Genomic DNA, 12,614 nt, shown 5'->3' with positions numbered 1-12,614 from the left:
CTTGAGGAGCGGCTGAGATGAGCGAACCGGACCCGACCCTGCGCCCCGAAGAGCGGCCCGAGGATTACGACCGCGCCCTGCGGCCGCAGCAGCTGGGCGATTTCATCGGTCAGGCCGAGGCCCGCGCCAACCTGCGGGTCTTCATCCAGTCCGCCCGCCAGCGCGGCGAGGCGATGGACCACACGCTGTTTCACGGCCCCCCCGGCCTCGGCAAGACGACGCTGGCGCAGATCATGGCGCGCGAGTTGGGCGTCAACTTCCGCATGACCTCCGGCCCGGTGCTGGCCAAGGCCGGCGACCTGGCGGCGATCCTTACCAATCTCGAGGCCCGCGACGTGCTGTTCATCGACGAGATCCACCGGCTCAACCCGGCGGTCGAAGAGGTGCTCTACCCCGCGCTCGAGGATTTCGAGCTCGACCTGGTGATCGGCGAGGGCCCCGCCGCTCGCACCGTGCGGATCGAGCTGCAGCCCTTTACGCTCGTGGGCGCCACCACGCGGCTTGGCCTGCTGACTACTCCGCTGCGCGACCGCTTCGGCATCCCGACGCGGCTGAACTTCTACACCATCGACGAGCTGCACGAAATTGTCAGCCGCAATGCCGTCAAGCTCGGGGTTCCCGCCGATGACGCCGGCGCACGCGAAATCGCGCGCCGCGCCCGCGGCACGCCGCGGATTGCCGGGCGGCTGTTGCGCCGGGTGGTCGATTTCGCCGTGGTCGACGGCGACGGCCATATTACCCGCGAACTGGCAGACGGGGCGCTGACCCGGTTGGGCGTCGACAACCTCGGCCTCGACGGCGCCGACCGGCGCTACCTCAAGCTCATCGCCGAGAATTACGCCGGTGGCCCGGTGGGGATCGAGACGCTGTCGGCCGCGCTCAGCGAAAGCCGCGACGCGCTGGAAGAGGTGATCGAGCCCTATCTGCTGCAACAAGGCCTGATCCAGCGCACCCCGCGCGGCCGCATGCTGGCACAGAAGGCCTGGACCCACCTCGGCATGGCCGCCCCGCGCCCGCCGGGCCAATCCGACCTGTTCGGCTGAGCCCTGCGCCCTATCATCCCCGATTGACTGACCCGCCGGCCCTGTCATTCTGCGCAGACGCCGCACAGGCCACCCATGACAGGAGACCGACCCGTGACCGAAGACCTTCACAGCGCACGCAGCGATTTCCCGCCCGAGTTCCTCTTTGGCGCCGCCACCGCCGCCTATCAGATCGAAGGCGCAAAGTTCGGCGGTGCCGGCTCCTGCCACTGGGACACCTTTGCCGCCACGCCGGGCAATGTCGTCGGCGGCGATGACGGCGCCGTGGCTTGCGATCACTACCACCGCTGGGAAGAGGACCTCGACCTGATGCAGGCGGCGGGCTTTGACGCCTACCGCTTCTCCACTTCCTGGGCGCGGGTCCTGCCAGAGGGCACCGGCACTCCCAACGCCGAAGGCCTCGACTTCTACGACCGGCTGGTCGACGGCGTGCTCGAACGCGGCATGAAGCCCTTTCTCACGCTCTATCACTGGGACCTGCCCTCGGCGCTGGCGGTCAAGGGCGGCTGGATGAACCGCGACATCGCCGGCTGGTTCACCGATTATTCCGAGATCGTGCATGACCGCATCGGCGACCGCGTCGCCGCCACCGCCACCATCAACGAGCCCTGGTGCGTCGCCTGGCTGTCGCATTTCGTCGGCGTCCATGCGCCGGGGCTGCGCGACATCCGCGCCGCCGCCCATGCCATGCACCACGTGCTGCTGGCCCATGGCTCCGCGATGCAGGCCCTGCGCGCCAGGGGGGCCGAAAACCTCGGCATCGTGCTCAATTTCGAAACCGCGAGCCCGGCCACCGACCGGCCCGAGGACGTGGCCGCCGCCGGCCGCGCCGACGCGATCTTCAACCGCTGGTTCATCGAATCCATCGCCGGCCAGGGCTATCCGCAGGAGGTGCTCGACGGCATCGGCCCGCATATGCCCGCCGGCTGGCAGGACGACCTCGCCACCATCTCGGCGCCGCTCGACTGGCTGGGCGTCAACTACTACACCCGCGCGCTTTATGCCGATGATCCCACCGCGCCCTGGCCCGCCTGCCGCGCCATCGAGGGCACCCTGCCCAAGACCGCCATGGGCTGGGAAATCCGCCCGGAGGGGCTCTGCGAATTTCTGGTGCGCCTGTCGGAGGGTCCGGCCAAGGGCCTGCCGATCTACGTGACCGAGAACGGCATGGCCGGCGACGACATCCTCGAAGGCGGCGCGCTGCACGACCCGGTGCGCATGGGCTTCATCGACGGTCACCTGTCAGCCGCCCGCGACGCCATCGCCCAGGGTGTCGACCTGCGCGGCTTCTTCTACTGGTCGCTTCTGGACAACTACGAATGGGCCTTCGGCTATGCCAAGCGCTTTGGCATCGTCCATGTCGACTATGACACCCAGGTGCGCACGCCCAAGGCCTCCTACCACGCCCTGGCCCGCGCCCTGCAGCGCTGAGCGCTCAGTAAAAGCTCTGCGGGTCGATATCCACGGCGAGCCGCAGAGAGCCCCTGAGCGGGAACTGACCGACCCAATCGGCCAGCGCCGGCTGCAGCGCCACCCCCTTGTCGGCCTTGACCAGCAGCCTGACCCGATGTCGTCCGCGCACCCGCGCGATCGGCGCCGGCGCCGGGCCAAAGACCTGCGCCCCCACCCGCCTCAGTGCCGCATCATTGCGCGCCAGCGCATTGCCGAGGTCGAAGGCCTGCTGCGCATCCTCGGCCGAGATGATGATGCCGGCCAGCCGGCCATACGGCGGCACCCCGGCGGCGCGGCGCTCTTCGGCCTCGGCCCGCCAGAAGCTCTCTTCGTCACCGGCAATGATCGCCCGGATCACCGGATGTTCGGGCTGGTGTGTCTGGATCAGCGCATGGCCCGGCTTTTCGGCCCGGCCCGCCCGGCCCGCCACCTGCCGCACCAGCTGGAATGTCCGCTCGGCGGCGCGCAGGTCGGAGCCGTGCAGACCCAGATCGGCATCGATCACGCCGACCAGCGTCAACAGCGGAAAGTTGTGCCCCTTGGCCACCAGCTGCGTGCCGATGATGATGTCGGCGCCGCCGCCGGCGATCATCTCGATCTGCTCTTTCAGCGCCCGGGCCGAGCCGTACATGTCAGACGACAGCGTCGCCACCCGCGCCTCGGGAAACAGCGCCACCGCCTCCTCGGTCAGCCGCTCGACCCCCGGCCCCACCGCCGCAAGTCGATCCTCGGCCTCGCAGGAGGGGCAGACCGTGGGCATCGGCTTGCTCTCGCCGCATTGATGGCAGACCAGCCGCTTGAGAAACCGGTGCTCGACCATCCGCGCGTCGCACTGCGGGCATTCGATCTGGTGGCCGCAGGCGCGGCAGAGCGTGATCGGCGCATAGCCTCGCCGGTTGATGAACAGCAGCGACTGCTCGCCCCGTTCCAGCCGCGCGTTCACCGCCGCCTGCAGCGTCGGCGAGACCCAGCGATCCGATGGCAGGCTCTCGGCCCGCATGTCGATCGCCCGCATTTCCGGCAGCACCGCCTCGCCAAAGCGCGAGGTCAGCTCGATCCGGGTGTATTTTCCGGCCTGCGCATTGGCCCAGCTCTCCAGCGAGGGCGTGGCCGAGGCCAGCACCACCTGTGCCTCTTCCATCGAGGCGCGCAGCACCGCCATGTCGCGCGCATTGTAGAGCACCCCGTCGCCCTGCTTGTAGGAGGTGTCATGCTCCTCATCGACGACGATCAGCCCGAGGTCGCGGAACGGCAGGAACAGCGACGACCGCGCGCCTACGACCATCTGCGCGCCGCCCTCGCCCACCATCTTCCAGCAGCGCCGCCGCTCGGTCTGGGTGATGCCGGAATGCCATTCCGCCGGCTTGGCGCCGAACCGTGCCTCGACCCGTGTCAGAAACTCCTGAGTCAGCGCGATCTCCGGCAACAGCACCAGCGCCTGCCGCCCGCGGCGCAGGCAGTCCGCCACCGCCTCGAGGTAGACCTCGGTCTTGCCAGAGCCGGTCACCCCGCGCAGCAGTGTCGTCGAATAGCCCTGCGCCGCGCTCTCGTGCAGCAGCGTCACCGCCGCCGCCTGGTCCTCGGTCAGCGCCTTGCCCGGCCGCGCCGGATCGAGCGGCAGATAGGGCGTGTCGCGCGGCGCCTCTTCCTCACGCACGACGCCCTGCGTCGCCAGCCGCTTGACCACCGAGGTCGACACCCCCGCCATCTCGGCCAGCTCCTTCAGGGTAAAGGCCAGCCCGCCGTACTCCTCCAGCACCTCCAGCACCGCCCGCCGCGCCTTGGTATCGCGGTCGGGCAGCCCCTCGCCGCGACGATAGATCTTGCGTGATCCCGGCGGCGCCCCCAGCCCCGGCGCCCGCGTGGCCAGCCGCAGCATCGCCGGCAGCGGCGTCAGCGTATAGGCGCCCGCCTTGGTCAGAAAGGCGCGCATCCCCTCGCGCATCGGCGCCGCATCCAGCACCCGCAGCACCGGCCGCAGCCTGGCGCGGTCGAAACCGCCCTCGCCCGGCCCCCAGACCACGCCCAGCATCTTGCGCGGCCCCAGCGGCACCTCGACAAAGGCCCCGAGGTGACAGCCCCCCTGCGGCGCCAGGTAATCCAGCACGCCGGCCAGATCCCCCATCGCCTGGGTCAGCAGCACACCGATCCGGTCGCCTTCGTCAAAATAACTGCGGCTCATGCGCCCCTCGGTCCCTCGTGCCCCTGACATCCCGTCAGAGAGGTATGCCACCCACCCCCGATTGCCAAGCCACCCGCAGACACCCCTCACCCCGTCCCCTGCTTCCTCTTGCCGGAAATACCCTCGGGGAGCGTGAGGGGCTGGCCCCTCACTCCCGCCTCCAGCCACCCACACCGAACAGCTGTGATCCAAACACCACCCCCGCCAGGCATGTGCAAACCCGCGCTACCCCGTCGTTGACAGAAAGGCACAACCTGAAGAAAACCGCCAAAGCTGCTCAAAAAGCTGACGAAAGGCGTGCCGGGCCCTGCTAGTCTCCGGCAAAGACCAAAGGGATTCGCATGACCTCCAGCCTCAAGATCGACGACGACCTCCGCGCCACCATCATCTCCCGGCCCGGGGTGATCCTTGACGACAAGGACGTGATGCATGCGCTGATCGCCGCCAACGAAAAGGCCATGGGCAGCAATATCGTCGATCTCCGCGGCATCGCCATGGAACGGCTCGAACGCCGTCTCGACCGGCTCGAGGACACCCACCGCAGCGTCATCGCCGCGGCCTACGAAAACCTCGCCGGCACCAATCAGGTGCACCGCGCGATCCTGCGCATGCTCGATCCGCTGGAATTCGAAGGCTTCCTGCGCGGCCTCTCGGGTGAGGTTGCCGACATCCTGCGCGTCGACGCGGTGCGGCTGGTGCTGGAAAGCGCCGAGCGCGGCGACGACGATCCCGCGATCCGCAAGCTTGGCGACGTGCTGATGGTGGCCGAGCCCGGCTATGTCAGCCGCTACGTCACCGAGGGCCGCATGGGCGGTCTCCGCCCGGTCACCCTGCGTCAGCTTGCGTCCGGCGATCCGGCGCTCTTCGGCGTCAAGGCCGGCGACATCCGCTCCGAGGCCTGCCTGGTGCTCGATCTCGGCCCCGGCCGGCTGCCCGGCATGCTCTCGCTCGGCGCCGAGGATCCGCATCTCTTCACGCCGCAACAGGGCACCGACCTCCTGGCCTTCTTCGCCGGCGTCTTCGAGCGCGCGATGCGCCGCTGGCTGGCGTGAGCGCGGCGGCGACCTTCATCTCACCGGCAGCGCGCGACGCGCTGGAAGACTGGCTGACCCATTGCCGGGCGCTGAAAGGCCGCGCCGAGAACACCACCGAGGCCTATCGTGCCGATGTGCTGGGCTTTCTCGCCTTCATGACCGAATACCACGGCGGCACCCAGGGCTTGGGTCCGTTGTCGCGCCTCACCCTGCGCGACATGCGCGCCTGGATGGCCCATGCCCGCGGCCCCGACGTCGGGCCGCGCACGCTGGCGCGCAAGCTCTCGGCGGTCAAGAGCTTCTACCGCTGGCTGGCCGAGCGCGAGGGCTTCGAGCCCACCGCCGTGCTCTCGACCCGGGCGCCGAAATACACCCGCAAGCTGCCCCGCCCCCTGGCCGAAGATGCCGCCCGCGCGATGATCGATTGCGTCGAGCTGCAGAACCAGACCGGCTGGATCGCCACCCGCGACATGGCGGTGGTGACGCTGCTCTATGGCTGCGGGCTGCGGATCTCCGAGGCGCTGGGCCTCAACCGCGGCGCCGCGCCGCTGGGCGACAGCCTGCGCATCATCGGCAAGGGCAACAAGGAGCGGCTGGTTCCGGTGATCCCCGCCGCCGCCCGCGCGGTCGACGCCTATCTCGCGGTCTGCCCCTTCGATCTCGGCCTCGAGGCGCCTTTGTTCCTCGGCGCCCGCGGCGGAAGGCTCAATCCCCGGCTGGTGCAGAAGGCGATGCAGCAGGCCCGCATGCAGCTCGGCCTGCCGGCCACCGCCACGCCGCATGCCATGCGCCACAGCTTCGCCACCCATCTGCTGAACGCCGGCGGCGATCTGCGCGCCATTCAGGAGCTGCTGGGCCATGCCTCGCTGAGCACGACCCAAGGGTACACCGGCATCGACAGCGCCCGCCTGCTCGAGGTCTACGACCGCGCCCACCCCAAGGCGGGCTGAGCCCTCAGCGCGGCGGCAGCCGCACCGCCCCGTCAAGCCGTATCACCGTGCCGTTCAGATAGGCATTGCCGACGATATCCGCCGCCAGTTGCGCAAATTCCCCCGGATCGCCGAGACGCGCCGGAAACGGCACGTTGGCGGCGATCTTGGCGCTCACCTCCTCGGGCAGGCCTTCCATCATCGGCGTATGGAACAGCCCCGGCGCAATCGCCATGACCCTGATGCCGCTGCGGGCAAAATCCCGCGCCGCCGGCAGGCACATGGCGGCAATCGCGCCTTTCGAGGCCGCATAGGCCACCTGCCCCATCTGGCCGTCTTCAAAGGCCACCGAAGCGGTGTTGATCACCACCCCGCGCTCGCCGGTCTCCAGCGGCTCCAGCGCCACCATCCGCCGGGTGGCATGGCTCATCACGTTGTAGGTGCCATAGAGGTTGACCTTGAGCGTGCGGTCAAACACGTCGAGGCTGGGCTCTCCCTCGCGGTTCACCACCTTGGCCGCCGGCGCGATGCCGGCGCAATTGACCACGATGCGCGGCACCTGCCCCAGCGCCTCGCAGGCCGCTTCGATTGCCGCATCCACCGCCGCGGCATCGCTGACGTCCACCTTCAATGCCACGCCGCCGACCTCGCCCGCCACCGCCTGCGCCGCCGCGTCGTTGAAATCCAGAATGCCGACCTTCGCGCCCAGCGCCGCCAGCTTCCGCGCCGTCGCCGCGCCCAATCCGCTGCCACCGCCCGAGACCAGGGCCGCCTGTCCGTCAATCTTCATGCTGCTGTCCTCCCATTGAACCGGCGCAATGCATACCTCTGCCACCCCGCCTCATGCAACCGCACCCCGCCTGCGTCTTCCTCTTGCCGAAAATACCCTCGGGGGAGGCCGCAGGCCGGGGGCAGAGCCCCCACCCCGCGCGCCCTCAGGGCAAGAGAAACAGCGTGATCGCCGGGAAGGCCACCAGCAGGATCACCCGCAGAATGTCCGACCCCACGAACCAGATCACCGCGCGATAGGTGGCCGACATCGGCGTCTCGCGATCCATGGTGTTGATGATGAAGAGGTTCATCCCCACCGGCGGGGTGATCAGCCCGACCTCGACGACGATCAGCACCAGGATGCCGAACCAGATCGCCACCTGTTCGGATTCGATGCGGTTGGCCATGCCCTCGGTCACCCGGATGCCCAGCGCCTGCATCTGCTCGCGGGTCAGCTCGGCGCCGGTCGCCATGGCCGTACGGATCGCCTCCAGCATCTCGACCGCCATCCCCTCGGGCACGCCTGTCGCCAGCACCTCGCGCGCCGCTTCCGCCTGCATCGCGGCCAGGTCGACAAAGCCGAAATCCATCACAGAGATCACCGGGAAAAAGATCGGGATGGTCAGCAGGATCATCGACAGGCTGTCCATCAGGCAGCCGAAGATCAGGTAGAACACCAGCACCAGCGCCAGCACCGTCCAGGGGCTGAAGCCCTGCCCCACCACCCAGTCGGCCAGCTCCTGCGGCACCTGGGTCAGCGCCAGGAAACCGTTGTAGATCCCCGCTCCCAGCACGATGAAGAAGATCATTGCGGTCGAGCTGGCGGTGGCGAGGATCGCCTGCTTGAACACCGCCCAGGACATGTTGCCGCCGATCAGCGCGATGATGCCGGTGCCGGCCGCGCCCACGGCCGCGCCCTCGGTCGGCGTGAACCACCCGGCGTAGATCCCCCCCACCACCAGGCCGAAGACCAGCACCACCGGCCAGACGTCGAGAAAGTTGCGCATCCGCTCCGCCCAGGGCACCGGCGCCCGCACGCCCGCCGCCTCGGGGTGGACGCGGACGTAGACCGAGATCGTCAGGATATAGCCCAGCGCCGCCAGGAGGCCGGGCACGAAGGCTGCGAGGAACAGCTTGGCGATGTTCTGCTCGGTCAGGATGGCATAGATCACCAGGATCACCGAGGGTGGGATCAGAATGCCCAGGGTGCCGCCGGCCGCCAGCGTCGCGGTCGAAAACCCGCCGGAATAGCCGTAGCGTTTCAGCTCCGGCAGGGCCACGCGGCTCATGGTGGCGGCGGTGGCCAGCGACGAGCCGCAGATCGCGCCGAACCCGGCGCAGGCGCCCACGGCGGCCATGGCCACGCCGCCCTTGCGATGGCCGAGAAAGCTTTCGGCCGCGCGAAACAGCGCCGCCGACATGCCAGACAGCGTGGCGAACTGGCCCATCAGCAGGAACAGCGGAATGATCGACAGCGAATAGCTGGAAAAGGTGGTGAAGGTCTCGCTCTTGAGCCGGCCCATGAAGACCGTGGTGCCATCGGTGGCCAGCCAGAGCCCGCCGATTCCGCAGAGCAGCATCGCCAGCCCGATCGGCGCGCGCAGGAAGATCATCACCAGCAGGACGGGAAAGGACAGGAAGCCCAGCGCCAGCAAGCTCAATGCACCGCTCCTTCAGGTTGCGGCAGCCGCGGCACGCCGGTCGCCGCATGGGCCAGCCGCCCCCAGGCGCAATAGCCTGCGATCACCGAGGCCACGACAGCCGCCAGGAAGCTCGCCGCATAGGCCCACCACACCGGGAACTGCAGCAGGAATGTCGTCTCGCCGTTGCCGTATTTGCCCAGCATCCCGGCCCCCAGCCGCAGGGTGATCAGCCAGATCGCCAGCGTCAGCACCACTTCCCAGAAGGCAATGAGCCAGCGGTTGGCCCGCGCCGGCAGCGCCTGGGTGAAGATGTCCACCGTGGCATGGCCGCCCTGCAGCTGGCAGAACGGCAGGAAGGAAAAGATGGCAAAGGCCACGCCGGCCTCGACCACCTCGAAGTCACCGGGCACCGGGCCGACGCCGCTGCCGATCAGCGCCGCGCCAAGCCCCTCGCCCACGAGGCCGGAATGCCCCAGCGTGTTGAGCCCGCGGCCCAGCACGCTGAGGCAGGTCAGCGCCACCAGAAGGGTCAGGACAAGCCCGCCGATGATCGCCATCAGACGGGCGAGGCGGTCCATGAACACGGGCATCAGGCCTGCTCCTCGTTGTGCGAGCCCGCCGGCAGCCGCAAGGCCGCCGGCGGGCCTGGAATCAGTTGGTCGACGCGTCGATCAGCTCGAGCGCGCGGGCGCGCAGCGCCGCGCCGTCGATGCCCTTTTCGTCCATCTCGGCGATCCAGGCGTCGATGGTGCCCTGCGCGGCCGTTTTCCATTCCTCGGTCTGGGAATCATTGAGGGTGATGACGTTGTTGCCCATGTCGAGCGCCAGCTCGCGCTGCGGGGCGTCGTCCTCCTGCATCTGCCGGCCGAACTGCGCCGAGGTCTCGAGGCCCGAGTTCGCGTCGATCACCGCCTTGAGGTCATCGGGCAGTGCCTCGTACTTGTCCTTGTTCATCGCAAAGACGAAGGCCGCGGTATAAAGCGCCTTGTCGCCGCCCATCTCGGTGTGGTTCTGCACCAGCTCCGGCACCTTCAGCGCGCCGGTCACCTCCCAGGGGATCACCGCGCCGTCGATCACGCCCTTGGACAGCGCCTCCGGCACCGCCGGCACCGGCATGCCCACCGGTGTCGCGCCCAGCGCGGCGAACATCTGGTTGGTCACCCGCGTGGGTGCGCGCAGCTTGACACCGTTGAGGTCCGACACCTGCTCCACCGGGTCGGTGGTATGGATGATACCGGGGCCGTGCACGTGCAGGGCGATGGGTTTGATGTCCTTGAAATCCTCGTCCATCATCGTCTCTTCGGCCAGCGACCAATAGGCCCGGCTCGCCGCCTCGGCATTGGTCATGGTGAAGGGCAGCTCGAAGACCTCGGCGCGCGGGAAGCGGCCGGGGGTATAGCCCGGCAGGGTCCAGACGATATCGGCCACACGGTCGACCAGCTGGTCCATCAGCTCGGGCGGGGTGCCGCCCAGCGCCATGGCGTGAAACAGCTGGATCTCGATCCGGCCATCGCTGTCGGCCTCGACCTTCTCGGCCCAGGGGATCAGGATGTTCTTGGGCACATTGGCCTGCTCCGGCAGGAAGGAATGCAGCCGCAGCGTCACCTCCTGCGCGAAGGCCGCACCGGCGCCCAGCGTGGCGGCCAGCGCCATTGCCGACGTGAAAGTCGCAAATCTCTGTGTCTTGGTCATGGTGTCTCCTCCCAAGGGACTGTTCTGCCCGGGCCTTCCCGGCCCTGTTGCGTCCGCTCGGCCGCCACGTCAGGGGGCCGGCGCCGAGATAAGCCTAGACCACAAGCCGCCGTCAAGGCGCGCCTTTTCTTGCATCAGGCGCGTCAAAGCCGCCCCGAGCGGCGCAATGTCAGGTGTCAGGGGCCGCCGGCCCGACTACCGTTGCGGCGGTTTCCCCGCCGCCAGACCCGATGCCGCGGATTTTAGGCGCCCTGCCGGCCCCGGCCATTGAAACCGGCCGCGAGATCGGGGATGACAGAGCGATGACCAGGTTTACCGCCCTCTCGATCCATTGGCTCACCGCGACCGGGGCCGTCTTTGCCATGCTGGCCCTGCTCGAGGCGGTGCAGTCGGACTGGCCGATGATGTTCGTCTGGCTGGTGGTGGCCTTTGCCGTGGACGGCGTCGACGGGCCGCTGGCGCGCAAGTTCGACGTCAAGCACAACGCCCCGCGGTTTGACGGCGTGCTGCTGGACCTGATCATCGATTACCTGACCTATGTCTTCATCCCCGCCTTTGCGCTCTTCTCCTCGGGCCTGCTGCCTGGCTGGCCCGGCTGGATCGCCATCATCGTGGTGACCTTTGCCAGCGCGCTGTATTTCGCCGATACCGGCATGAAGACAAAAGACAATTCCTTTGCCGGCTTTCCCGGCTGCTGGAACATGGTGGTGCTGGTGATGTTCGCCGTCACCCCGCCGCCGCCGGTGATCCTGGCGCTGGTGGTGCTGTTTGCCGTGGCGATGTTCCTGCCGCTCAAGTTCATCCACCCGGTGCGCACGCGGCGCTGGCGCAAGGTCTCGCTGCCGATGGCGCTGGCCTGGACTTTCTTTGCCGGCTGGGCGGCCTGGGTCAACTTCGACCCGCAAAGCTGGGCGCATTGGGGCCTGGTCGTGACCTCGCTCTACCTCGCCTCGGTGGGCATCCTGCAACAGCTCTTTCCGGAAGCCGAGGCGTGACCCGGACCGAGGCTGCGCCCGTCGGCTTTTCCGCCCTGCGGCTGGTCGGGCTGACGGCGCTGGTCATGGTGGCCTTTGCCGCCAATTCGGTGCTCAACCGCATGGCGCTCGAAGGCGGCGCGGGCCCCTCGAGCTTTGCCCTGATCCGGCTGCTGGCCGGTGCGGTGACGCTGGGCGCGCTGGTGCTGATGCGCGGCGAGGCCCGGGCGTTGCGGCCCACCCGCGCGGTCTGGCCCGGTGTGGCGACGTTGACGCTCTACATCCTCGGGTTCTCCTTTGCCTATCAGACGCTGCCGGCGGGGATCGGCGCGCTGATCCTCTTTGGCGGGGTGCAGATCACCATGTTTGCCGGCGCCGTCGTGGCACGCGAGCCGCTGTCGCCGTTGCGCATCCTCGGCGCGGTGATTGCCTTTGCAGGCCTCGCCTGGCTGATGGGCCCCGGCGCCGAACGGCCTGACCCCTGGGGTGCCGCGCTGATGCTGGCCGCCGCCCTGGGCTGGGGGCTCTTTTCGCTGATCGGCCGCCGGCGCGGGGCGCCGCTGGCCACGATGTCGGCTTCCTTCCTCTGGTCGGTGCCGCTGGGCGTCCTGGCCTTTGCCCTAAGGCCCGACAGCACCGATCTGCGCGGCGTGCTGCTGGCGGTGATCGCCGGCGCGGTGACCTCCGGCCTCGGCTATGCGCTCTGGTACGCGGTGCTGCCGCAGCTGCGCGCGGCCACTGCCGCGGTGGTCCAGCTGACCGTGCCGATCGTTGCCATGGCCGGCGGCATGCTCTTCCTCGCCGAGCCGCTGACCCTGCGCTTCGTCCTCTCGGCGCTTCTGGTGCTGGGCGGCGTGGCGCTGTCGTTGCGCGCAAGGTAACCCTTTCCCAAGT

Annotated in this window: 11 protein-coding genes; 6 read left to right on the top strand and 5 right to left on the bottom strand. The window is 68.8% G+C overall.

Features of this window, described 5'->3' with window-relative positions; all coding sequences use genetic code 11:
* Positions 1-17: 17 nt before the first annotated feature.
* Both ruvB and ACN0SE_RS13155 read left to right on the top strand, forming a co-directional pair.
* Complete coding sequence (gene ruvB, locus ACN0SE_RS13160; protein WP_417524985.1) at positions 18-1,043, top strand: Holliday junction branch migration DNA helicase RuvB; 1,026 nt, start codon at positions 18-20, stop codon at positions 1,041-1,043.
* Positions 1,044-1,118: 75 nt separating this feature from the next.
* Entirely contained in the window at positions 1,119-2,474 is a 1,356-nt protein-coding gene (locus ACN0SE_RS13155) for a GH1 family beta-glucosidase (protein ID WP_417524984.1), read from the top strand.
* 4 nt (positions 2,475-2,478) lie between these two features.
* Here the strand turns inward: ACN0SE_RS13155 and ACN0SE_RS13150 are convergent, their stop codons facing one another.
* Positions 2,479-4,677 (bottom strand): primosomal protein N', encoded by a 2,199-nt coding sequence (locus ACN0SE_RS13150; RefSeq protein ID WP_417524983.1) that lies wholly within the window; start codon positions 4,675-4,677, stop codon positions 2,479-2,481.
* A 341-nt stretch (positions 4,678-5,018) separates the two neighbouring features.
* On the opposite strand from ACN0SE_RS13150, the gene ACN0SE_RS13145 reads away from it, so the two are divergent.
* Both ACN0SE_RS13145 and ACN0SE_RS13140 read left to right on the top strand, forming a co-directional pair.
* Complete coding sequence (locus tag ACN0SE_RS13145) at positions 5,019-5,729, top strand: DUF484 family protein (RefSeq protein WP_417524982.1); 711 nt, start codon at positions 5,019-5,021, stop codon at positions 5,727-5,729.
* On the top strand, positions 5,726-6,661 hold the full coding sequence (locus ACN0SE_RS13140) for a tyrosine recombinase XerC (RefSeq protein ID WP_417524981.1): 936 nt from the start codon (positions 5,726-5,728) through the stop codon (positions 6,659-6,661). Before ACN0SE_RS13145 ends, ACN0SE_RS13140 begins: the two co-directional genes overlap by 4 nt.
* A 4-nt stretch (positions 6,662-6,665) precedes the next feature.
* On the opposite strand, the gene ACN0SE_RS13135 is transcribed toward ACN0SE_RS13140, so the two are convergent.
* The 4 genes from ACN0SE_RS13135 to ACN0SE_RS13120 all read right to left on the bottom strand — a co-directional run bounded on the left by ACN0SE_RS13135 (position 6,666) and on the right by ACN0SE_RS13120 (position 10,746).
* Positions 6,666-7,430 (bottom strand): SDR family NAD(P)-dependent oxidoreductase, encoded by a 765-nt coding sequence (locus ACN0SE_RS13135; RefSeq protein ID WP_417524980.1) that lies wholly within the window; start codon positions 7,428-7,430, stop codon positions 6,666-6,668.
* A 145-nt stretch (positions 7,431-7,575) separates the two neighbouring features.
* Positions 7,576-9,072, bottom strand: coding sequence for a TRAP transporter large permease (locus tag ACN0SE_RS13130; RefSeq protein WP_417524979.1), 1,497 nt, complete (start codon positions 9,070-9,072; stop codon positions 7,576-7,578).
* Positions 9,069-9,644: a TRAP transporter small permease gene (locus ACN0SE_RS13125; protein WP_417524978.1), complete on the bottom strand. Its 576-nt coding sequence runs from the start codon at positions 9,642-9,644 to the stop codon at positions 9,069-9,071. The genes ACN0SE_RS13130 and ACN0SE_RS13125 overlap by 4 nt, the downstream gene beginning before the upstream one ends.
* Before the next feature lie 61 nt (positions 9,645-9,705).
* Positions 9,706-10,746 (bottom strand): TRAP transporter substrate-binding protein, encoded by a 1,041-nt coding sequence (locus ACN0SE_RS13120; protein ID WP_417524977.1) that lies wholly within the window; start codon positions 10,744-10,746, stop codon positions 9,706-9,708.
* A gap of 302 nt (positions 10,747-11,048) precedes the next feature.
* On the opposite strand from ACN0SE_RS13120, the gene ACN0SE_RS13115 reads away from it, so the two are divergent.
* Both ACN0SE_RS13115 and ACN0SE_RS13110 read left to right on the top strand, forming a co-directional pair.
* Positions 11,049-11,741: a CDP-alcohol phosphatidyltransferase family protein gene (locus ACN0SE_RS13115; protein ID WP_417524976.1), complete on the top strand. Its 693-nt coding sequence runs from the start codon at positions 11,049-11,051 to the stop codon at positions 11,739-11,741.
* Entirely contained in the window at positions 11,738-12,601 is an 864-nt protein-coding gene (locus tag ACN0SE_RS13110) for a DMT family transporter (protein ID WP_417524975.1), read from the top strand. The genes ACN0SE_RS13115 and ACN0SE_RS13110 overlap by 4 nt, the downstream gene beginning before the upstream one ends.
* Positions 12,602-12,614: the final 13 nt, after the last annotated feature.

The organism is Marinovum sp., from assembly GCF_048263515.1.
Taxonomy (GTDB): Bacteria; Pseudomonadota; Alphaproteobacteria; order Rhodobacterales; family Rhodobacteraceae; genus Marinovum.
The sequence above is the reverse complement of the archived record's forward strand: the minus strand, read 5'-3'. Positions and strand labels throughout refer to the sequence as shown.